Origin of the sequence: Arthrobacter cupressi (genome assembly GCF_900099975.1) — a bacterium.
GTDB classification, from domain to species: Bacteria; Actinomycetota; Actinomycetes; order Actinomycetales; family Micrococcaceae; genus Arthrobacter; species Arthrobacter cupressi.
Genome location: NZ_FNEI01000011.1, coordinates 23774 through 44226 on the forward strand (window position 1 = coordinate 23774; position 20453 = coordinate 44226).

The following is a 20453-nucleotide window of genomic DNA, read 5'->3' on the forward strand; positions in this document are numbered from 1 at the left end:
GGGCTCAGAGTTCGCCCGCGGCCCTCCTGGCTGTGCATTCCGGGCACAGGCCGAAGATTTCCACGGTGTGCGCCACCTCGGTGTAGCCGTGCTCGGCCGCGGTCCGTGCGGCCCAGGTCTCGACGGCGGGCGCCTCCACCTCGACCGCCTTGCCGCAGTTGCGGCACAGCAGGTGATGGTGGTGGCCGGTGACCGCGCAGCGGCGGTAGACGGCCTCGCCGTCGGCGTTGCGCAGGACGTCGACCAGGCCTTCGTCGGCGAGTGACTGCAGGATCCGGTAGGCGGTGGCGAGGGAAACCGAGATGCCCTGGTTCTGGAGCATCCGGTACAGCTCCTGGGTGCTGACGAAATCGTCCAGTTCGTCGAGGGCCGCGCTCACCGCGAGGCGCTGTTTGGTGACCCGCTGCTCCCGCCCTGGCTTGGCGTCGGACCCGCTGGTGCCGGGAGCTTGGGTGGCGGCTTTGGGGCCGGGAGGCATGCGTGGACTCATTTCGCTGGCGGCGTCGTGCAGACACCAAGATTACCAGCCGGGCGGGCGCGGAGACCTGTTTCTCCCGTGGGCCCGCACGCTAGCCTTGCTGCATGAAGCTCACCAAGTACACCCATTCCTGTGTCCGGCTCCAGAAGGAGGGGCACGTGCTGGTGATCGATCCCGGGACGTTTTCGGAAGCGGAAGAAGCACTGGCCGGCGCCCATGCCGTGCTCATCACCCATGAGCATCCGGACCATGTGGACGCCCCGACGCTGCTGGAGGCGCTGCGCGGCAACCCGGAACTGCGGGTCCATGCCCCGGCCCGCCTCGCCGCGGAGCTCGCCGGGAAGGCCGGCGACGACGGCGGCCGGGTACACGCCGTCGAGCCTGATTCCTCCTTCGAAGCGGGCGGCTTTGCCGTGCGCTCCTTCGGCGGTCAGCATGCCCTGATTCACCCGCTGGTGCCGGTGGTGGCGAACATCGGCTACCTCGTGGAGGAGAACGTCTACCACCCCGGCGATTCCTTCGTGGTCCCGCACGGCATCGACGTGAAGACCCTCCTGGTGCCGCTGCACGCGCCGTGGTCCAAGGTGGGCGAGGTGGTGGACTTCGTGGTGGCCGTCCGCGCGCCGCAGGCCTACCCGATCCATGACGCGCTCCTCAACGAGCTCGGCCGCGGACTGGTCGAAGGGCACATCGGCCGGATCGGCGGCAAATACGGCGCCACCTACACCAGCCTGGCGCCGCGGGAATCCGTGGAGGTCTAGGCGCGTAAGTCCCTTCCCAACGCCACGTAAGTCCCTTCCCAACGCCGCGTAAGTCCCTTCCCAACGCTCGCAAGCTCGCGTCGGGGCCCGCGGGACGACGCTTAGCTCGCGTCGGGGCCCGCGGGACGACCCTTATACCCCGGGCCACTTTCCGGTGTCGAAGAACTCCGCCAGGACCGCTTCATACGGGCGCGGATCCAGGCCCTGAGCGTCCAGCCACTCCTGCTTGTAGTGGCTGCCCGCGTAGCGTTCGCCGCCGTCGCACATCAACGAAACGATGCTTCCGCGCTTCCCCTGCGCCACCATGTCGGCCACCAGCTGCCACACACCCCAGAGATTCGTACCGGTGGATGGGCCGGCCTTCAGGCCGGTGAGGCTGCGCAGATGCCGCATGGCCGCGACGGACGCCGCATCCGGCACCGGGATCATGGTGTCGATGACGGCCGGCACGAAGCTCGGTTCCATCCGCGGGCGGCCGATGCCTTCGATCCGGGACGGCATGCCGGTGCTGTACTCCTCGACGCCGTCCCGCCAGCCCGGATAGAACGCCGAGTTTTCGGGGTCGACGACGGCCAGCCGCGTCCCGTGGCAGTGGTACCGCAGGTAGCGGCCAATGGTGGCGCTGGTCCCGCCGGTGCCCGCGCCCACCACGATCCATTCCGGGACCGGGTGCTCCTCCAGGGCAAGCTGCTCGAAGATCGATTCCGCGATGTTGTTGTTGCCGCGCCAGTCGGTGGCCCGCTCAGCGTAAGTGAACTGGTCCATGTAATGGCCGACGGACGTCCTGGCGGCCTCCTGCGCAGCGGCGTAAACCTCCGAAGCGTGGTCGACCAGCAGGCAGCTGCCGCCAAACTCTTCAATGAGGGCGATCTTCTCCGGGCTGGTGGTGCGGGTCATCACCGCGATAAAGGGCAGCCCAATGAGCCGTGCGAAATACGCCTCCGAAACGGCCGTGCTGCCGCTGGACGCCTCCACAATGGTCGTGTCCTCGTTGATCCAGCCGTTCACCAGGCCGTACAGGAACAGCGAGCGCGCCAGGCGGTGCTTGAGGCTGCCGGAGCGGTGCGTGGATTCATCCTTCAGGTACAGCTGCACGCCCCAGTGTTCGGGTAGCGGCACCGAATAGAGGTGCGTGTCCGCGGACCGGTTGTTCTCCGCCTCGATGCGCCGGATGGCCTCGCTGGCCCACCGCCTGTTTTGCTTCCCTGCAGTCTTCACCGATCCAGCCTACCGGCGCGCCGGATATAAGCTGGGAACCGCCTGCCTGCCATGGGAACGAAGGAGATGCCGATGGGCACACTGATGGATGTTGCCACCCTCAAGGAGCGGATGGATTCCGGGAAGCGCACCGTGCTGCTTGATGTCCGCTGGGTGCTCGGCGACCCGCACGGCCACGACCATTACCTGGCAGGACACCTGCCCGGTGCCGCGTTCGTGGACCTGCACCACGAACTCGCGGATCCCTCGGCGGAAGGCGAAGGCCGCCACCCCCTCCCTGCTCCGGAGGCGTTGCAGCGCAGCGCCCGCGCCTGGGGGATCAACGACGGCGACACCGTGGTGGCCTACGACGACAACGGCAATACCGCCGCGGCCCGTGCCTGGTGGCTGCTGCGCGATGCCGGGCTGGAGTCCGTTTTCCTGCTCGACGGCGGACTGGCCGCCTGGCGCGCGGCCGGCCTTCCGGTGGAGTCCGGGGAGCAGACCGTTCCGGAAGGTACGGTCTCCCTGGGGCGGGGCAGGATGCCCGCCATCGACATGGCCGGCGCAGCCGCATGGCATGAACAAGGCATCCTGCTTGACGCCCGGGCGGCGGAGCGCTACCGCGGCGAGATCGAACCGATCGACCCCCGGGCCGGACACATCCCCGGCGCCGTCAGCGCACCAACGGGGGAGAACCTCGCGGCGGACGGCCGCTTCCTGACTCCGGCGCAGTTGCGTTCCCGCTTCGCGGAGGCGGGGATCGACGGCGGCACCGCCGTCGCGGTCTACTGCGGTTCCGGCGTGACCGCAGCCCACCAGATCGCGGCGCTGGAGATCGCCGGTTTCCCCGCGGCTCTCTATCCCGGCTCCTTCTCGCAGTGGTCCTCCGAGGACGCGAACGAGGTGGCCGTCGGCGCCGCACCCGGTGGTAGCGTCGGAGCATGACTCCCGGACGCCCCGTACCCCCTCCGCTCGGCAGGCCCCTGACGACGGCGGAAGCCCTTGCCGGGCAGGGCACACTCACGGCGGCGATGGGGGCTGTTTCGGCGGACAGCGGCCTGGTGCCGCTGACGATCGGGCGCCGCGCCCCGAAGCCGGACGACGTCGAAATCGACATTGAATTCTGCGGGCTGTGCCACTCAGACGTGCATGCCACCCGCGGCGAATGGGGCAGCCGGCCCTATCCCTTGGTGCCGGGCCACGAGATCGTGGGCAGGGTGCGTCGGACCGGAGCGGCCGTGAGTGAGTTCCGCGTCGGTGAACTGGTGGGCGTCGGCTGCCTGGTGGACTCGTGCCGTGAATGCGACAGCTGCCTCGAAGGACTCGAGCAATACTGCGAGCGCGGCAATGTGGGCACTTATGGGGCAAAGGATCCGCGGAACGGTGACGCCATCACCCAGGGTGGCTATTCCGGCACCGTGGTGGTGGACCGCCGCTTCGTGCTCCGGATTCCCGAAGGCATGGATCCGGCGGCAACGGCGCCGCTGCTCTGTGCCGGAATCACCACCTACTCGCCGCTGCGCTATTTCGACGTCGAACCCGGAGACGTCGTGGGCGTCGTCGGTCTGGGCGGGCTCGGCCACATGGCCGTGAAGATCGCCAAAGCCATGGGTGCGGAGGTGGTCGTCTTCACCAGCTCGGAGGGCAAGACGGCGGCCGCGGGCGAGCTTGGCGCGGACCGTGTGGTCCTCTCCCGGGACCCTGACGCCATGGGCGCCGCAAAAGCGAGCATCGACGTCATCATCGACACCGTGGCCGCGCCCCACGACCTCAACCCGTACCTGCGCACCCTCCGCCTGGGCGGGGCGCTTTTCCAGCTGGGACTGCCGCCGAGCGACATGCCGCCGGTCAGCCCCGGACTCCTGATCCGGCGCCGCCTGGCCTACTCCGGTTCCCTGATCGGCGGTCTCGCCGAGACCCAGGAGATGCTCGATTTCTGCGCCGAACACGGCGTGGCCAGCGACATCGAAATCGTGGACGCAGACGGACTTAACGAAGCCTACGACCGCATGGTCGCCGGTGACGTGAAATACCGCTTCGTCCTCGACACCAAGACCCTGCACACCCCGTCCGAAAAGGCAGACGCATGAGCACCCTCTTCACCAAGATCATCAACGGCGACATCCCGGGCCGCTTCGTCTGGAAAGACGAAGACGTGGTGGCGTTCCTGAGCATCGCGCCCCTGGCCGACGGCCACGTCCTGGTTGTCCCGCGCCTTGAGGTGGACCGCTGGACAGATGCGCCGGCCGAGGTGCTTGGCCGTGTGACCGCTGTAGCGCAGACCATCGGCAAGGCATTGGTGCCGGAGTTCGGTGCCTCCCGTGCAGGCCTGCTGGTGGCCGGCTACGAGGTGGACCACCTCCACCTCCACGTCTGGCCGTCGAACTCGATGGCCGACTACGATTTCGGCTCCGCGGACCACAACCCGGACCCGTCACAGCTCGAAGCAAACGCGGAGCGGATCCGCACGGCCCTGCGGGATGCCGGACACGGGGAGTTCGTCCCCGAGTCCTGAGCGGCCCTGCCGCACAGCCACAGCCTGCGTGGCATTGTGGGCCGCACATCCCAGGCGTACCGTGGCGCATAGACAAGGACGCAATCCGCGCGCAGCGCGCGGCAGCAGTGCGCCGGAGGTGTCATGGCAACGTCCAAAGCCGGCCTGGACCTGGGCCGCGCCGCCTACGACGATCACCGCTGGGGTGAAGCCTTCGGGCACTTCGGGAACGCCCACCGCGAAGGCGGGCTTCCCGCCGCCGACCTTGAACGCTTTGCCACCGTCGCGTTCCTCACGGGCCACGTGGACGACGGGACCGATGCCCTGACCCGGGCCCACGAAGAGTACCTGCTCACCGGTGACGTCCCGGGAGCCGTGCGGTGCGCCGCCTGGCTGGGCATCCACCTGCTGAACAGCGGCTCGTCGGCGGCCAGTTCCGGGTGGCTTGCACGGGGCACCCGGCTCCTCGAGGAAGTCGACGAGCCCGGTGCGGCCCAAGGGCTGCTCCTCATCCCGGCCGCCGTCGCGAAACTTTACGGAGGCGATGCCGCAGGTGCGTCCGCCCTCTTCAGCAGGGCCCACGGAGTCGGCACGGCGTCACGCGACCGGGACGTCACCTGCCTGGCGCAGCTTGGCCAGGGCCAGGCGCAGGTCATGCTCGGCCATCCGGCAGACGGGTTGGAGCTGTTCGACGAGGTGATGGTGGCGGCCATCTCCGGCGAGGTGTCCGCCATTCCGTGCGGCATCATCTATTGCGCCACCATCGGAACCTGCCAGGCCGTCTTCGACCTGCCCCGTGCCCTGGAATGGACCCAGGCGCTCGACCGCTGGTGCGAGGGGCAGCCGGACCTGGTGCTCTTCAGCGGGCAATGCCATGCGCACCGGGCGGAACTGTATGTCCTGCGCGGCCAGTGGGACGAGGCCATGACCGCCGCCGCGAAGGCCCAGGAACGGTCCGCCCGCGGAGATCCGGAAGCCAGGTTCGGGGCCTTCTACTACCAGGGAGAGGTACAGCGGCTCCGCGGCCTCTTCGAGGCTGCTGCGGTCTCCTACCGGGCGGCAGCGGACTCCGGTTTCGACCCGCAGCCCGGAATGGCCCTCCTGCACCTTGCGCTGGGGGAGGTGCAACTGGCCAGGCACCAGATCAACGACGCCGTGGCTGCCGCAGACCCGACGTGGCGGAGCCGCCTGCTCCCGGGCCTGGTCGAGATCGAGCTGGCGGCCGGCGACCTCGCGGCTGCCCGCGCCGCGGCGGAAGATCTGGGGCGGTTCGCTGCCGGCTATCCGGCGGCGATGCCCCGTGCCCTGGCTGCTCAGGCCGACGGCGCGGTGCTCCTCGAAGAAGGCGAAACGGCCGCGGCCCTGAAACCCTTGCGGACTGCCTGGACCTTGTGGCGGACCCTCGAGATCCCCTACGAGGCTGCCCGCTGCCGGGTGCTGGTGGCCAGGGCCCGTCGGCGGCTGGGGGACGAGGAGACAGCGCTCATGGATTTCGAAGCGGCGGGCAAGGAATTCGAAGAACTCGGGGCCGCCCCGGCCCACGCACTGGCTGATGCGCTCATCGGGGGCGCGACGCAAGCCCGGGACGACGCAGCGGCCCGAACCGGCGCGCCGGACGGGGGGCAGGGACCGCTGACCGGCCGCGAGCTCGAAGTCCTGCGGCTGGTGGCGGCCGGCAAGAGCAACCGGGAGGTCGCCGTCGAACTCTTCCTGAGCGAAAAAACCGTTGCGCGGCACCTGAGCAACATCTTCCTCAAGCTGGAGGTCAGCTCCCGGGTGTCGGCGAGCCGGTATGCGTACGAGCACGGGTTAATGGCGTGAGGCCTGCATCGAATTACCCATCCGCGTCCCGGGCAAGATGCATCATCCGTCCGATGCGCGGCTGTGGCCCGCAGCCATAACGTCGAAGCATGAACCTTCCCATGATCGCCGGAACCGTCTCGACAATCCTGTTCGCCGTGAGCATGCTGCCGATGCTGGTGAAGGCTGCACGCACGAAGGACCTTGCCTCGTACAGCCTGGGCAACCTGCTCCTGGCCAACATCGCGAACGCGGTCCATTCCGTCTACGTGTTCAGCCTGCCCGCCGGACCGATCTGGCTGCTCCATGTCGCCTATGTTGTGGCGTCCGTTCTGATGCTTGCCTGGTGCCTGCGCTACCGCCGCGCGCCAGGCGGAGCCACGGACGTGGTGGGCAAAGGTTTGCGTCCCCAGGAAAGACTGCTCGAAGCATAAGGAGTGCCATCATGAACACCGTGCAGAACCATGCATCCGATAGGGTCCTGGACACCATCATTGTCGGCGGCGGGCAGGCCGGGCTCGCGCTCGGCTACTTCCTTTCCCGCCAGGGCCGCGATTTCGCGATCCTCGACGCCGGGCAACGGGTTGGCGACGCCTGGCGGCAACGCTGGGACTCGCTGCGCCTCTTTACCCCCGTGAAGTTCGACGGCCTCCCCGGACTGCCTTTCCCGGGAGACCGCCTCGGATTCCCCGGCAAGGACGAGGTGGCCGATTACCTTGAAAACTATGCCCAGCACTTCGGCCTGCCGGTGCGGCTGGGCGCGAAGGTAGAGCGCCTCCGGCACGACGACGGCCACTACGTGGCGGAAGCGGGCGGCCGGAGCTGGAAGGCCGCGAACGTGGTGGTCGCCACCGGCGCCTGCGTCGCCCCGAAGATTCCGGATTTTGCGGCGCAGCTGGATGACTCTGTTCTCCAGCTCCATTCCAGCGCGTACCGCAATCCCGGGCAGCTCCGGCCCGGTCCGGTGTTGGTGGTCGGAGTGGGCAATTCCGGGGCGGAAATCGCGCTGGAAGTCAGCCGCAGCCACCCCACCCTGCTGGCCGGCAAGCCGACCGCCGAGCTTCCGGTCAAGCACGGCCGGGCCGCCGCGCGCTTCATCCTGCCGCTGGTGCGCTTCGCCGGCACCCACGTCCTCACTCTTGGCACACCGATCGGCCGCAAGGCAGCGCCGGGATTCCTCAGCCACGGGACCCCGCTGATCCGCACCAAGATCAAGGACCTCACGGATGCCGGCGTTGAACGGGTTCCCAGGATCACAGGCGTCCGCGACGGCAGGCCGGTGGCGGAAGACGGCAGCGTCCTCGACGTCGCGAACGTCATCTGGTGCACGGGATACACGGATGACTTCGCCTGGGTTGAGCCACGTGCCTTCGACGGGGCCGGCCGGCCGCGGCAGCACCGCGGGGTGGCGCGGGACGCCGCGGGCCTGTTCTTCCTGGGCCAGGAATTCCTCTATGCGGCAGCGTCGGCCACGCTGCCCGGCGTTGCCCGCGACGCTGCCTACCTGGCACGGCAGATTCCCCGCCGCGGGGCCGGGGACTCCGCCGGCCTCGCCGCGGAGCGGCCGCAGGAGGCCCGGCAGAAGGCCCGGCCGCAGAAGGTCCGGGACGGCGCGTGACGGGCTGGGCCTGATGGGTGCCAAGGAGGTCCTCGGGAACGTGCCCCTGCCTCCAGGGCAGGTGGCCGGGCTGGCGGCGGACCTGCTCCTCGCCCGGCTGCGGCCCGCCCGGCTGCCGGGACCCCGTTCGCTCGGCCGTACCGCAGGTGCGGGCCTGCTCCTGGCCGGGTGCGTGATCAACCTCCTCTCGCTGGCGGAGCGCCGGCGGCATGAAGGCGAAGGGTTTGACCTGGAACATCCGGGGCGGCTGGTGGTGACCGGGCCCTATACCGTGAGCCGTAACCCCATGTACGCCGGCTGGTGGCTGATACACCTCGGCACCGGACTGCTCCAAGGTTCCGCGTGGGCGCTGCTCACCACGCCGGCCGCTGCCCTGGCCGAGCACCGCGGAGTGCTGGCCGAGGAGCGGGCGCTGTCGGAACTGTTCGGCGCGGAATTCGACGCCTACGCGGCGCGGGTTCCGCGCTACTTTTCCCTGCGGCGGCTGCGGCGGCTGTGGGTGTGACCGGGCAGGCGGAGATCAGGCCCGCTGCGGTGTCATGGCCACCATGCCTGCGTAGGTGAAGCCGCCGCCGAATCCGAACAGCAGCGCCGGCACTCCGGCGGGGATGCGGCCGGCGTGCCACCACTTGCTCAGGCCCAGCGGGACGCTCGCGGCCGAGGTGTTGCCGGACTCGGTCACGTCGGTCACCACCACCTTGTCGCTGAGGCCCAGGCCCTGCGCGAGAGGTTCGATGATGCGCAGGTTCGCCTGGTGCGCCACCAGCACCTCGATGTCGTCCAGGGTGAGTCCGGCCCGTTCCACGGCTTCGCGGGCGTGGCCGACGGCGTCGAGCAGGCCCCAGCGCAGCACCTCCCGCCCGTTTTGCGCGAACTTGCCCTCCGGCGGGCCGATCCGCACCGAATCGGCCATGTCTGTGCGGGATCCCCACACCACCGGCCCGATCCGCGGAGCGTCGGAGGGACCCACGACGGCGGCCCCGGCGCCGTCCGCGACCAGCACCGCTGTGGTGCGGTCGGTCCAGTCCGTAACGGTGGAGAGCGTTTCGGCGCCGACCGCGATCGCGTGGGTGGCGGAGCCCGAACGGATGGCCTGGTCGGCAATGCCGAGGGCGTACTCGAAGCCCGAGCAGGCCGTGTTGATCTCAATGACGCCGGGGCCACGGCGGGCCGCTCCGAGTTCCAAGGCCTGGGCCACCCGGCCGGCGGTGTTCGGAGAACGTTCCTGCGAAGTGGTGGTGGCGACGACCACAAGGTCGATCTGCTCCGGCTCCAGGCCTGAATCGGCCAGTGCCATGCGGGCCGCATCTGTTGCCAGGGTCGCGACGGTTTCGCCTTCGCCGGCAATGTGCCGCGTGACGATCCCGGTGCGCTGGCGGATCCATTCGTCGTTGGTGTCCAGGATCGTCTCGAGCTCAAAGTTGTCCATGACGCGGACAGGCTGGGCATGGCCGAGGCCCCGGATCTCGGTTCCGGCGGGGCCTTGGGGAAGTTGCAGGGCGGGAGGGTGCAGGGTCATCCTGGTCCTTTCAGGTGGGCAGCCCGCAGTTGGGGGTGCGGGGTTGACGGCGGGAAGACGGGCGGCTGCGGGTCAGGCCGGGGCGAGCGCCTGGTTCAGCGCGGTGCGGATCCGCTTTTCGGAGACCGAGTAGGCCGTGCCGAGTTCGACGGCGAAGAGGCTCACCCGGAGTTCTTCGAGCATCCAGCGCACCCGGGTTAATTCGCTGCCGGCCCGCCGGCCCGGCAGGAGCGCCGAGACGGCGTCGTCGTAGTCGTCTTCCAGGGCCTGGACGGCGGCCATGTTCAGGGAGTCCCGCTGTACGTTGTTCGGCAGCTTCTCCAGCCGCTTCTCGATGGCCGCGAGGTAGCGCGGCAGTTGGCTGAGCTGGGCGTAGCCCGTCTGTGCTACAAAGCCGGGGAAGACGAGTTGTTCCAGCTGGCTCTTGATGTCGTTGAGCGCACTGATCAGGCTCAGGCTGGTGCTGCCCTTGAGCTGCTTCTCGATGCGCCGGCTGCTGGCGAGGATGCGCTCGACGACGGCGGTCACCGTGAACACGGTGTCGATCAGTTCGGCGCGCACGGCTTCATACAGGGCGTCGAAGGACGTCCTGTCCCACGGCAGCTCCGCGGGAGTCAGTTTGTCGATCGCGGCGAGGGCGCAGTCGGCGATCAGCGCGCTGACCGAGCCGTGCGGGTTCTGGCTGAAGGTCAGCTTCTCCGTATTGTTCAGGTGCTCCAGGACGTAGCGGTCCGGCGAAGGCACGCGTAGGGCGAGCAGGCGGATAACCCCGCCGCGCATGGCGGTTTCCTGCTCTGCCCGGGTTTGGAAGACCCGCAGCGCCACACTCTTGCCTTCGTCCACCAGAGCCGGGAAACCGGTCACCTGATGGCCGTTGACCGTCCGGCTGACCTGGCGTTCGATGCTGCCGACGCTCCACTCGGTGAGCCCTGCCTGCTCGGCGATGCCGCCGGCGGGCTGCGCGGCGCTGGCCGCAGACCGGTCCTTTCCGGACGCCTGAGCTTTTCCGTTGAAGCCGCCCACGGCCGCGGTGCCGCCCGCCTTGCCGCCGGCCGCCTTCGTGGTGGCGCGCGCCGTCGTCGCCGGGGTCGCCCCGAGGGATTCTGCGATGGCGCGTCGGGTGGCCGGGGCGAGTTCTTCCTGCAGGGCCGCAAGGTCCTTGCCTTCGCCGAGCACCTTGCCCCGGCTGTCCACCACCTTGAAGCTGACCCGCAGGTGCTGCGGGACGGCAGCCCAGTTCCACGAGCCGGGTGGGATGATGTGCCCGCGCAGGCGGCGCAGCACGAGCTCCAGCGACGGTTCGAGCTCGTCCGTGGCGGGGTCGAAGTCCGCCTCCAGGGCAGCGGCCGCCTGCCGGGCAACGTCAGGGGCCGGCACGAAGTTCTTGCGGACCTGCTTGGGCAGGGACTTGATCAGGGCCGTCAGCAGCTCGACGCGCTGGCCGGGGATCTGCCAGCGGAAGGCACCGTCGTCGAGCTGGTTGAGGAACAGCACCGGCACTTCGGCGGTGACGCCGTCGGACGGGTTGGGTGCGGAGCCCGGGGCCACGGGATGGAACTCATAGCTGAGGGGCAGCTCGAAACCCTTGTGCAGCCAGGTCTTCGGGTACGCCGAATCGTCCAGCTCCGCGGCATCCTCGCTGATCAGCAGCGACTGGTCGAAGTCCAGGAGAGCGGGATCCTGCTGCCGGGCTTCCTTCCACCACTTGTCGAAGTGCCGCTCGGACACCACGTCCTTGCCGATCCTGGCATCGTAGAACTCGAAGAGGGTGTTGTCATCCACCAGGATGTCGCGGCGGCGCATCCGGGTCTCGAGCTCCTCGATCTCATTCAGCAGCGCGCGGTTGCGGTGGAAGAACTTGTGGTGGGTGCGCCACTCACCCTCCACCAGGGCGTGCCTGATGAAAAGCTCCCGGGAGAGCTCCGGATCGATGCGCCCGTAGTTGACGCGCCGGTTGGGGATGACCGGCACGCCGTAGAGGGTGACCTTCTCGTGCGCCATCACGGAGCCGTTGCGGCTGGACCAATGCGGTTCGCTGTAGGTGCGCTTCACCAGGTCCGGAGCTACCTGCTCTGCCCAGAGCGGATCGAACTTCGCCGCCACCCTGGCCCACAGCCGGCTCGTTTCAACCAGTTCGGCGGCCATCACGAACGCGGGAGACTTCTTGAACAGGGCCGAGCCCGGGAATATGGCGAAGCGGCTGCCGCGGGCGCCGGCGTATTCTCGCTTGCGTTCGTCCAGCAGGCCGATGTGGCTCAGCAGCCCGGAGAGCAGGCTGATGTGGATCGCATCGTGCAGGCCCACGGGATCGGCCTCGCGCTTGTTGTCGATGGTGATGCCCAGCGGTTTGGCCAGCTGCCGGAGCTGCTGGAACAGGTCCTGCCACTCGCGCACCCGCAGGTAATTGATGAACTCGTTGCGGCAGAAGCGGCGGAACTGCGTGGAGGACAGTTCGCGCTGCTGTTCCTGGAGGTGGTTCCACAGGTTGAGGTAGCCGGTGAAGTCCGAGTTCTCGTCCCGGTAGCGGGCATGCTTTTCGGCGGCCTGCTGCTGCTTGTCCGTGGGACGCTCCCGCGGATCCTGGATGGTCAGCGCAGCGGCGAGGATCATGACTTCCTTGACGCAGCCGCGCTTACCGGCCTCCACGATCATGCGGCCGAGCCGCGGGTCCACGGGCAGCTGGGCGAGCTTGTGCCCGACGGCGGTCAGTCCGCCCTGCTGGTCCCTCGCTCCCTGCTGCCGCGCGCCCTGTTGCGGAGACTTCAGGGCGCCGAGCTCGCGCAGGAGGGTGACGCCGTCGTTGATGGCCCGCGACTCCGGGGGCTCCACGAAGGGGAAGTCCTCGATGTCCTTGGGGCCGCGGGCCACGCCCATCGCGGTCATCTGCAGGATGACGGCGGCCAGGTTGGTGCGCAGGATCTCCGGGTCGGTGAATTGCGGGCGGGAGTCGTAGTCTTCTTCCGAGTACAGCCGGATGGCGATGCCTTCGGAGACGCGGCCGCAGCGGCCCGAGCGCTGGTTGGCCGAAGCCTGCGAAACCCGCTCGATCGGCAGGCGCTGGACCTTGGTGCGGTGCGAGTAGCGCGAGATGCGGGCCGTGCCGGTGTCCACCACGTACTTGATCCCCGGCACGGTGAGCGAGGTTTCGGCAACGTTGGTTGCCAGCACGATCCGCCGCTTGCCGCCCGGGTTGAAGACCCGGTGCTGCTCCTGCAGGCTGAGCCGCGCGTAGAGGGGCAGCACCTCCGTGCCGGCGAGCCGCCGGTTTGCCTGGATCCGGCCGTTCAGGGCCTCGGCGGCGTCGCGGATTTCGCGCTCGCCGGAGAAGAAGATGAGGATGTCACCGGGGGCCTCCTGGGCGAGCTCGTCGACGGCGTCGCACACCGCGTCCAGCGGGTCGCGGTCTTCCTCGAGTTCGTCGTCGGGGGTTTCGTCGCCCTCCGCCGGGCCGCCGGCCGGCTGGGAGAGCGGGCGGTAGCGGATCTCCACGGGGTACGTCCGGCCGGACACCTCGATAATCGGCGCGGGGGCGTCGTCGCCGCCGAAGTGCCTGGCGAAGCGTTCGGGGTCGATCGTGGCGGACGTGATGATGATCTTCAGGTCCGGACGCTGCGGCAGGATCCGCTTGAGGTAGCCGAGGATGAAGTCGATGTTCAGGCTGCGCTCATGGGCTTCGTCAATGATGATGGTGCTGTACTTGCGCAGCAGCTTGTCCCGCTGGATTTCTGCCAGCAGGATGCCGTCCGTCATGAGCTTGATCTTGGTGCTCTTGCTGACCTCGCCGGTGAAGCGGACCTGGAAGCCCACCTCCTGGCCGATCTCGACGCCGAGTTCGAAGGCAATGCGCTCAGCCACGGTTCGCGCGGCGAGGCGGCGCGGCTGGGTGTGGCCGATCAGCCCCTTGTCGCCGAGCCCCAGCTCAAGGCACATTTTGGGGATCTGGGTGGTCTTACCCGAACCGGTCTCGCCCGCGATGATCGTGACCTGGTTCGCGGCGATGGCCGCCATAATGTCCTCGCGGCGCTCGGAGACCGGCAGCTCAGCGGGGTAGGAGATATGAAGTGTCATGGCTGCAAGCCAGTCTACTGCGGTGCCGGGCCTACCGAGGTGCTTGGCCTGCCGCGGTGCCGGCGGACCGGGCCAGGCGACCGGCCAGGGCCAGGGCGTATTCCTTGAACTCCGGGGGCGAGATGATCTCGAACTCCATGCCCAGCGCCGCAAGGTTCGCGGCGGGCTGCGCCAGGCTGTCCCAGCCGGCATGCAGCAGCGTGGCTGATCCGCCGTCGTCGCTCAGGGTCGCCAGGTGCGGACCGACGAGTGCGGCCACCTCGCCGATCGGGGCGAACAGGCGCACGACGACGTCATAACGGTACGGCGAACGGGTCACCGACTGTTGGACGTAGGCGGCCAGGTCCTCCGCCGGAAGGGCGCGGGGGAGGAACTTCTTGGTGGCTGCGGGCAGGGAGACGATGCGGTCCGCGCGGAACGTCCGCCAGTCTTCCCGCTCGAGGTCCCAGGCCACCAGGTACCAACGGCGGCCTGTGTCCACCAGCCGATAAGGTTCGGCCGTGCGGCGGTCCACCGTGCCGTCAGGTTTGGCGTAGTCGAAGCGGATCAGGCGCCGGTCCGCGATGGCCGAGGACACCACGGTGAGTTGGTGCGGATCCACCGAGGCCGCGTTGCTGGGCAGCGTGGTCACCGCGGCCTTGAGGGTGGCAAAGCGCGGGCGCAGCCTGGCAGGGAGGACCTGCTCAAGCTTGGCCAGGGCCCGCACGGAGGCTTCGCCGATGCCCGCGACAGGCCCGGCGGCCACGGAATTCAATCCGAGGGCGACCGCGAGGGCCTCGTTGTCGTCGAGCAGGAGCGGCGGCAGCTGGGCGCCGGCTCCCAGCTGGTAGCCGCCCGCAATACCGGGCGAGGCGTGGATGGGGTATCCCAGCGTGCGGAGTTTGTCGATGTCGCGGCGCACGGTGCGTTCCGTGACGCCCATGCGTCCGGCCAGGGCCGGTCCGGTCCATTCGCGCCGCAGCTGCAACAGCGAGAGCAACTGCAGCAGGCGGGCGGAGCTTTGGATCATGGACCACAGCCTAGTCCCCACCGGCTCCCCGCCCTTCGTGCCTCAGGCGGGGCCCCTCGCCGGTGTGGGCCCACCACCGGCTCCCCGCCCTTCGTGCCTCAGGCGGGGCCCCTCGCCGGTGTGGGCCGTATTGGGTCAGAGCAGGCGCATGGTCCAGTAGGCGCTGCTGGGGAGGTCAAGGGCGCGCCAGTCGCGTTCGGAGCGGACCGGCGGGATGTGGCCGCGGCCGTCGCGCAGGACTGCCGAGATGGTGGCTGCGATAGCCAGCAGGACGATGATGACGATGAGGGCTACGAGAAATTCCATGCCTCCATCGTCTGCCCGGCCGACTCCAAGAAACAGTGGCAGAAACGACCCATTTAGCAAAATTTCTGCCACACTGGAGGTATGTTGAAATCAGTGGCAGTCATCGTTGTTCCGGGCTTCTCGATCTTCGAATTCGGCACCGCCTTCGAGGTTTTCGGCATCGACCGCTCCGAGCGCGAGGGCGGAGTTCCAAAGTTCGACTTCCGGGTGTGCACCCCGCAGCCCGGCGACGTCCCCATGAAGTCCGGCTTGTCGATGCATGTGGGCCTGGGCCTTGAGGCTGCATCCGACGCTGACCTGGTGATCATGGCTCCCTACGGCCGTGACCTGGACGTACCCGAGGAGGTCCTGGAAACTCTCCGGGCCGCCCATGAGCGGGGTGCCTGGGTGCTGTCCATCTGCTCCGGTGCCTATGCACTCGCCCGGGCCGGACTGCTCGACGGGCGCCGCTGCACCACCCACTGGCACTATTCCCAGGACCTGGCCAGCCGCTATCCCCGGGCCCGGGTCGATGAGAACGTCCTCTACGTGCAGGACGGGACCATCATCACCAGCGCGGGCACCGCCTCCGGCATCGACGCCTGCCTGCACCTGGTCCGCGTGGAACTGGGTGCAAAGGTGGCCGCGGCGATCGCCCGGGACATGGTGGTGGCACCGCACCGCGACGGCGGCCAGGCCCAGTTCATCGACCGCCCCATGCCCAGCTGCGGCTCGGCGCCGATGGAAGCCCTGCTCCGCTGGATGGTGGAGAACCTGGACCAGGAGCACAGCATCGCGGAGCTCGCCGAACGGCTGCACATGTCGCCCAGGACCTTTGCCCGCCGCTTCCGGGCCGAAACCGGCGCCACTCCCGCGGCCTGGCTCAACTCACAACGGGTGCTGCGCGCCCAGGAACTGCTGGAAACCAGCGACCTGAACATCGACGAGGTGGCGCGCGAGGCAGGCTTCGGCCATTCCGTGCTGATGCGGCACCACTTCGCCAAGGTCCTGGACACCAGCCCGCAGTCCTACCGCCGGGCGTTCCGCGGCCAGCTGGCCGAAGTTGGGTAGCACGGGAGCCGGATAGCTAGCGCGTTCCGCGGCTTTCGGAACCCTCGGCCTTGGCGAACTCCACCAGCTCTTCCCAGGGGCCGGTGACCTCCCGGTCCGGCAGGGTGGCCCGGCGCTGCCCTGCCCGAATGGAATACATGAACCGGTCAGGCTGGTTGGCCGTGCGGGACAGCGCCTTGGCTTCATCCCAGGGGCAGGCCTCGACGAGCGGCATCCAGCGCTCCTTGTCGTCCGCCGACACGGCATTGACGCTCCAGACACGCGTCATTGCAGCGATGCCTCCGCTGCGACGGACAGTGATTTTCATGCCTCACCGATCTTCGTGCCGCCCCGGATAGGGATCCACCGGCGGCCGGCGCTGGAGTCAGACCTTGACCTTTACAGTTTCCCACGCCTTCAGGACGGCGTCATGCTCGGCGGAACCGCTGCCGAACAGTTCCTCTGCGGTGGCGATGGTGGTCCTGGCGAACTTGCCGAAGGTGCACGCCGCCGGGAGGGATCCGCTGGTCAGGGTTCCGTACCAGATCTGGCCCGGCGCTTCCCAGGCATTGCCGCCCAGCTCCGAGGCCACCAGGTAGAACGCCCGGTTGGGGATGCCCGAATTGATGTGGACCCCGCCGTTGTCCGCGGTGGTGCGCACATAGCTGTCCATGGAATCCGGTTGCGGGTCCTTGCCCAGGACATCGTCGTCGTACGCCGTTCCCGGTGCCTTCAGGGAGCGCAGTGCCGCACCCTGCACGGCGTCGGTGAAGAGTCCTTCGCCGATCAGCCAGTTGGCCTCCGCGGCCGGCTGTTTGCGGGCGTACTGTTCCACGAGCACGCCGAAGACATCGGACATGGATTCATTGAGGGCGCCTGCCTGGTTCCGGTAGGCGAGTCCGGCCGTGTACTGGGTGACGCCATGGGCGAGCTCGTGGCCGATCACGGTCAGGGACTTGGTGAAGCGCTGGAAGATCTGGCCGTCCCCGTCGCCGAAGACCATCTGGCGGCCGTCCCAGAAAGCGTTGTCGTAGAGCTCGCCGAAATGGACCGTGGCGTCCAGCTTCAGGCCCGCACCGTCGATGGAGTTCCGTTCGAAGACATCCGCGTAGAGGCTGTGGGTATCGCCCAGGCCGTCGTAGGCTTCATCGGCTGCGGCGTCCCCGACAGGCGGCATCCCTTCCTTCCGGACCAGGGTGCCGGGCAGGGTCTCGGTGGACGCGGCGTCGTAGATGGTGCGCTTGGGCGGGGTTGGCGTGGCCTGGCGTGCGCCCGGGGGAGTAGCGGGCACGGGGAGGGCGCGGGCGGCCTGCAGGCCCTTGATGTGCAGCAGCGATTCCTTCGCGGCCCGCGCGATGGCGCGGAGCCGGGGCTCCGGGCGGGCGGCGAGGCGGCGCAGCATGTACGGAGGAACGATGGAGCAGATCATTGGCAAACCCCTTAGCGTCTGGCGTAGCAGGTACGAATCAGCTTAGGAGCGGCCACTGACAATTTGCCCGCCCGCTCCCGGCATGTTCGGCCACAACGCAGAAACCCCGCCGCTCACAAGGAACGGCGGGGTTTCAAATGGTGCCCTCGATAGGATTCGAACCTACGGCCTTCTGCTCCGGAGGCAGACGCTCTATCCCCTGAGCTACGAGGGCATCCGGGTTCCCGTTTCCGGGACGTTGAAGAGCTTAGCAGGTCCGCGGGCCGCAATGGAAAAGCGGCGGAAAAGCGGCGCGGCGGCCGTGCCCGGCGGCGGACCGGCAGGCGTACCCGTCAGTAGCCGGCGAAGGCATCCACCCGGACGCGCCGTGCCCCGGCGTGCCGGGCGGCGCTGCGAAGGGATTCCACGCGGGCGGGGGAGCCGGAGACATACACGGTGCGGTGCGCAATGTCCGGCACCAGCTCGCGCAGCGAGGACCCGTCGATCCTTACCGTTCCGGCGTCATGCATGAAGTCCGGCGGAGCGGAACCGTCGGCGAGCCGGGCGATCACACGCGCACCGGAAGCCGCCAGCACGTCCGTACCGGCGAGCTCGTCGGCCCCGGTGGCCAGATAGAGCAGCACGATGTCGCGCTCCTTGGCCGCGCCGGAGCCCAGCTGCGACAGGAACGGGGTGATCCCGATGCCGGCCGCGATCAGCAGCACGGGCGTTCCGCCGTCGCGCGGCAGCACGAAGTCGCCGCCCACGGCGGTGGCCCGCAGCGGATCGCCCGGAGCCAGCTCGAGCAGGGCCCGCTTCGCCGCCGATAGCGGTTCGGCCGTCCCCACCCCGAACGTCAGTTCAGCACTGCCGGGCGCGCTGCTCATGCTGAAGATCCGCCGTCGACCTTTGCCGTCGGAGGAGGAGTGCGGCAGGTCGAGCTCCATGTACTGGCCCGGCGTGAAACGGACGGGCCGGAGGGCCGCGAAACGCAGTTCCGTGGTGGTCGGCGTCAGCGGCCGGGACCCCGCGAACACGAGCCGGATGCCCCCGCGCTGGCCGGCGAAGAAGGCCAGCAGGTTGCCCAGCAGCAGCGCCAGCTCGGGGGAGTTCGCCACGAACCCCAGGTTGTACGGCACCGCGAACACCACGCCGACGACGGCGGCAAGCGCCAGCTGCTGCCAGCGCCGGGGCGGCAGGGTGAGCGGCTCCGTCAACATGAAACCGGCGAAGAACAGCAGCGGCCGTTGCGCGAACGGCTGCCAGAGGGCCGCCCCCGCCGGCATTCCGGCGCGGAGCAGTTCGGTGAAGACGATCGAGCCCGACACCAGCAGGAAGGTGCAGGCCATCAGCACCTTCCTGGTCCGGTACATGATCAGGGCGACGCCCGGCAGGACAGCCCACAGCATCGCGGGGGTGGCCGCCCACCACGTGGCGACGTTCAACCCTGTCAGGGAGACGATGAATGCCCCGGCCGCGGCCGGGTTGAAGATGTGCCGGCCACGGAACGCCAACAGGTATTTCGACGCCGAGGCCAGCACGCAGGCCAGGGCGACGCCGGCGAGGTCCGGCCAGGCGACCGCCGGCAGCAGCTCGCTTGGCCAGAACAGGAAGAACAGCAGCAGGCCGGTGATCAGGGAGGACTCCGAATGCGGCCGGACCCGGAACACCGCGGCGAAAGCGCGGTTGGACAGGTACGTCAGGCCGAGGCAGAGCACGGCATGCGCCAGCATGTCCGCCAGGCCGAACGTCAACCAGCCGAGGGTGTTGAGGACCAGGCTGTACGCCGCGAGGATGGCGAGCACCCAGAGGATCAGCCGGTACATGGTGAAGCGGCCCAGCCAGGTGTCGAGCCGCGATTTGGGGGTCGCGATGGCAACCGTGGTCATGTGAACAGCACCCCTTCAAAGCCCTGCGAGCAGTGTGCCCTGCCGTCCGAAAAAACCCTGAGCCAGTCGAACTCGAATTCTTCCTCCAACAGGCCAGGCTCCACAAGGAACAACGCCGTGGCCAGGGCATCGGCTTCGAGGGTGCATGCCGCCGTCGTCCAGGTGGCCACCACGGTGTCCACCGGCCGGCCGGTGGCGGCGTCCAGCACGTGGTGCAGCCCGTCGCCCCAGGCCCGCCGGTTGCTCGCCGAAGCGCACAGCGCCCGGTTGCCGAGTTCGACGACGCCGATCGCCTGCGCGGGATCGTACGGGTGTTCCAGGCCCACCCGCACCGGCGCGGGCCCGGCGTGCAGCATGTCGCCGCTGCCGTCCACCAGGTACTGCGTGACGCCGTCCGCCCGCAGGATCTCCGCCAGCAGATCAACGAGCTGGCCTTTTCCGGCGGCGCCGACGTCGAGCACCACCGGCTCGGTGCAGCCCACCGTGGTGCCGTCCCAGCGGAGGACGTTCTCCCAGCGCGGCGCGGGGCGGGCGGGTCCGCGGGGAACCAGGGCGTAGTCAGGTCCGTAGCCCAGCTGCTCCAGGCTGCCGCCCACCAGCGGCGTCATCGAACCGCCGCTGAGCCGGTACAAGGTGCGGAAGACGGCTTCCAGCTGCTCCGCGTGCTCCGGCAGGGTCACCGTCACCGCCGCCCGCGCCAGTTCGGCGATCCGGGAATCGGGGCGGAAGCGCGAGTAGCTGAGGTCGTAGTCGGCCACGGCCTGCAGCAGGCGGGCGCGCACCGCGGGAGCGATCGGATCCGGCGTCGAGATTTCCCAGGCGGTGCCGATGCCGTCGAAAGCGAAGGTGTCCCAGCCGGGGTGCGGCATGGCCG

At 68.9% G+C, this 20453-nt stretch carries 19 protein-coding genes and 1 tRNA gene; 9 read left to right on the forward strand and 11 right to left on the reverse strand.

Features of this window, described 5'->3' with window-relative positions:
* Positions 1-4: 4 nt before the first annotated feature.
* Positions 5-478, reverse strand: a complete 474-nt coding sequence (locus tag BLP88_RS13080; protein WP_074589833.1) for a Fur family transcriptional regulator — start codon at positions 476-478, stop codon at positions 5-7.
* Between the two features lie 104 nt (positions 479-582).
* On the opposite strand from BLP88_RS13080, the gene BLP88_RS13085 reads away from it, so the two are divergent.
* On the forward strand, positions 583-1239 hold the full coding sequence (locus tag BLP88_RS13085) for an MBL fold metallo-hydrolase (RefSeq protein WP_074589835.1): 657 nt from the start codon (positions 583-585) through the stop codon (positions 1237-1239).
* Positions 1240-1371: 132 nt separating this feature from the next.
* Here BLP88_RS13085 and BLP88_RS13090 read toward each other — a convergent pair whose 3' ends face one another.
* A complete protein-coding gene (locus BLP88_RS13090) occupies positions 1372-2457 on the reverse strand; it encodes a PLP-dependent cysteine synthase family protein (protein WP_074589836.1) in 1086 nt (361 codons plus the stop codon).
* A 72-nt stretch (positions 2458-2529) separates the two neighbouring features.
* Between BLP88_RS13090 and BLP88_RS13095 the strand changes: the two genes are divergently transcribed.
* The 7 genes from BLP88_RS13095 (at position 2530) to BLP88_RS13125 (ending at position 8856) form a co-directional block, all read left to right on the forward strand.
* Positions 2530-3384, forward strand: coding sequence for a sulfurtransferase (locus tag BLP88_RS13095; RefSeq protein ID WP_074589838.1), 855 nt, complete (start codon positions 2530-2532; stop codon positions 3382-3384).
* A complete protein-coding gene (locus BLP88_RS13100) occupies positions 3381-4529 on the forward strand; it encodes an NAD(P)-dependent alcohol dehydrogenase (protein ID WP_074589840.1) in 1149 nt (382 codons plus the stop codon). The genes BLP88_RS13095 and BLP88_RS13100 overlap by 4 nt, the downstream gene beginning before the upstream one ends.
* Positions 4526-4954 (forward strand): HIT family protein, encoded by a 429-nt coding sequence (locus BLP88_RS13105; protein WP_074589842.1) that lies wholly within the window; start codon positions 4526-4528, stop codon positions 4952-4954. Before BLP88_RS13100 ends, BLP88_RS13105 begins: the two co-directional genes overlap by 4 nt.
* Before the next feature lie 123 nt (positions 4955-5077).
* Complete coding sequence (locus tag BLP88_RS13110; RefSeq protein WP_074589844.1) at positions 5078-6754, forward strand: helix-turn-helix domain-containing protein; 1677 nt, start codon at positions 5078-5080, stop codon at positions 6752-6754.
* Between the two features lie 89 nt (positions 6755-6843).
* A complete protein-coding gene (locus BLP88_RS13115; RefSeq protein ID WP_074589845.1) occupies positions 6844-7167 on the forward strand; it encodes a hypothetical protein in 324 nt (107 codons plus the stop codon).
* 11 nt (positions 7168-7178) lie between these two features.
* Positions 7179-8351 (forward strand): flavin-containing monooxygenase, encoded by a 1173-nt coding sequence (locus BLP88_RS13120; RefSeq protein ID WP_074589847.1) that lies wholly within the window; start codon positions 7179-7181, stop codon positions 8349-8351.
* Positions 8352-8391: 40 nt separating this feature from the next.
* Positions 8392-8856 carry a methyltransferase family protein gene (locus BLP88_RS13125; RefSeq protein WP_245679864.1) on the forward strand — a complete coding sequence of 155 codons (465 nt, stop codon included), beginning with the start codon at positions 8392-8394 and terminating at the stop codon, positions 8854-8856.
* Between the two features lie 15 nt (positions 8857-8871).
* On the opposite strand, the gene BLP88_RS13130 is transcribed toward BLP88_RS13125, so the two are convergent.
* From BLP88_RS13130 to BLP88_RS18990, 4 genes are all read right to left on the reverse strand, one after another.
* Positions 8872-9870, reverse strand: coding sequence for a beta-ketoacyl-ACP synthase III (locus BLP88_RS13130; RefSeq protein ID WP_074589850.1), 999 nt, complete (start codon positions 9868-9870; stop codon positions 8872-8874).
* 72 nt (positions 9871-9942) lie between these two features.
* The gene (gene hrpA, locus BLP88_RS13135; protein ID WP_074589852.1) at positions 9943-13938 is read right to left on the reverse strand and encodes an ATP-dependent RNA helicase HrpA; all 3996 of its coding nucleotides are present in this window, start codon (positions 13936-13938) and stop codon (positions 9943-9945) included.
* 31 nt (positions 13939-13969) lie between these two features.
* Positions 13970-14947 carry a helix-turn-helix transcriptional regulator gene (locus BLP88_RS13140; RefSeq protein WP_074589854.1) on the reverse strand — a complete coding sequence of 326 codons (978 nt, stop codon included), beginning with the start codon at positions 14945-14947 and terminating at the stop codon, positions 13970-13972.
* A gap of 135 nt (positions 14948-15082) precedes the next feature.
* Positions 15083-15253 carry a hypothetical protein gene (locus tag BLP88_RS18990; protein ID WP_175453554.1) on the reverse strand — a complete coding sequence of 57 codons (171 nt, stop codon included), beginning with the start codon at positions 15251-15253 and terminating at the stop codon, positions 15083-15085.
* 81 nt (positions 15254-15334) lie between these two features.
* Between BLP88_RS18990 and BLP88_RS13145 the strand changes: the two genes are divergently transcribed.
* On the forward strand, positions 15335-16303 hold the full coding sequence (locus tag BLP88_RS13145; RefSeq protein WP_074589855.1) for a GlxA family transcriptional regulator: 969 nt from the start codon (positions 15335-15337) through the stop codon (positions 16301-16303).
* Between the two features lie 16 nt (positions 16304-16319).
* On the opposite strand, the gene BLP88_RS13150 is transcribed toward BLP88_RS13145, so the two are convergent.
* The 5 genes from BLP88_RS13150 to BLP88_RS13170 form a co-directional block, all read right to left on the reverse strand.
* Entirely contained in the window at positions 16320-16610 is a 291-nt protein-coding gene (locus tag BLP88_RS13150) for a protealysin inhibitor emfourin (protein WP_074589857.1), read from the reverse strand.
* Positions 16611-16667: 57 nt separating this feature from the next.
* On the reverse strand, positions 16668-17711 hold the full coding sequence (locus BLP88_RS13155; RefSeq protein WP_245679865.1) for a M4 family metallopeptidase: 1044 nt from the start codon (positions 17709-17711) through the stop codon (positions 16668-16670).
* A gap of 138 nt (positions 17712-17849) precedes the next feature.
* Positions 17850-17925 (reverse strand) — tRNA-Arg (locus BLP88_RS13160).
* Positions 17926-18043: 118 nt separating this feature from the next.
* Positions 18044-19579 carry an FAD-dependent oxidoreductase gene (locus BLP88_RS13165; RefSeq protein WP_074589859.1) on the reverse strand — a complete coding sequence of 512 codons (1536 nt, stop codon included), beginning with the start codon at positions 19577-19579 and terminating at the stop codon, positions 18044-18046.
* A complete protein-coding gene (locus tag BLP88_RS13170; protein WP_074589861.1) occupies positions 19576-20448 on the reverse strand; it encodes an FAD:protein FMN transferase in 873 nt (290 codons plus the stop codon). Before BLP88_RS13170 ends, BLP88_RS13165 begins: the two co-directional genes overlap by 4 nt.
* Between the last annotated feature and the right edge of the window lie 5 nt (positions 20449-20453).

What these genes read in the sequence shown, in the direction of transcription:
- BLP88_RS13100 (WP_074589840.1), top strand. Translation starts at nt 3,381, where the DNA reads ATGACTCCCGGACGCCCCGTACCCCCTCCGCTCGGCAGGCCCCTGACG.
- BLP88_RS13115 (WP_074589845.1), top strand. Translation starts at nt 6,844, where the DNA reads ATGAACCTTCCCATGATCGCCGGAACCGTCTCGACAATCCTGTTCGCC.
- BLP88_RS13080 (WP_074589833.1), bottom strand. Translation starts at nt 478, where the DNA reads ATGCCTCCCGGCCCCAAAGCCGCCACCCAAGCTCCCGGCACCAGCGGG.
- BLP88_RS13105 (WP_074589842.1), top strand. Translation starts at nt 4,526, where the DNA reads ATGAGCACCCTCTTCACCAAGATCATCAACGGCGACATCCCGGGCCGC.
- BLP88_RS13165 (WP_074589859.1), bottom strand. Translation starts at nt 19,579, where the DNA reads ATGACCACGGTTGCCATCGCGACCCCCAAATCGCGGCTCGACACCTGG.
- BLP88_RS13095 (WP_074589838.1), top strand. Translation starts at nt 2,530, where the DNA reads ATGGGCACACTGATGGATGTTGCCACCCTCAAGGAGCGGATGGATTCC.
- BLP88_RS13130 (WP_074589850.1), bottom strand. Translation starts at nt 9,870, where the DNA reads ATGACCCTGCACCCTCCCGCCCTGCAACTTCCCCAAGGCCCCGCCGGA.
- BLP88_RS13140 (WP_074589854.1), bottom strand. Translation starts at nt 14,947, where the DNA reads ATGATCCAAAGCTCCGCCCGCCTGCTGCAGTTGCTCTCGCTGTTGCAG.
- BLP88_RS13150 (WP_074589857.1), bottom strand. Translation starts at nt 16,610, where the DNA reads ATGAAAATCACTGTCCGTCGCAGCGGAGGCATCGCTGCAATGACGCGT.
- BLP88_RS13110 (WP_074589844.1), top strand. Translation starts at nt 5,078, where the DNA reads ATGGCAACGTCCAAAGCCGGCCTGGACCTGGGCCGCGCCGCCTACGAC.
- BLP88_RS13145 (WP_074589855.1), top strand. Translation starts at nt 15,335, where the DNA reads ATGTTGAAATCAGTGGCAGTCATCGTTGTTCCGGGCTTCTCGATCTTC.
- BLP88_RS13155 (WP_245679865.1), bottom strand. Translation starts at nt 17,711, where the DNA reads ATGATCTGCTCCATCGTTCCTCCGTACATGCTGCGCCGCCTCGCCGCC.
- BLP88_RS18990 (WP_175453554.1), bottom strand. Translation starts at nt 15,253, where the DNA reads ATGGAATTTCTCGTAGCCCTCATCGTCATCATCGTCCTGCTGGCTATC.
- hrpA (WP_074589852.1), bottom strand. Translation starts at nt 13,938, where the DNA reads ATGACACTTCATATCTCCTACCCCGCTGAGCTGCCGGTCTCCGAGCGC.
- BLP88_RS13120 (WP_074589847.1), top strand. Translation starts at nt 7,179, where the DNA reads ATGAACACCGTGCAGAACCATGCATCCGATAGGGTCCTGGACACCATC.
- BLP88_RS13170 (WP_074589861.1), bottom strand. Translation starts at nt 20,448, where the DNA reads ATGCCGCACCCCGGCTGGGACACCTTCGCTTTCGACGGCATCGGCACC.
- BLP88_RS13085 (WP_074589835.1), top strand. Translation starts at nt 583, where the DNA reads ATGAAGCTCACCAAGTACACCCATTCCTGTGTCCGGCTCCAGAAGGAG.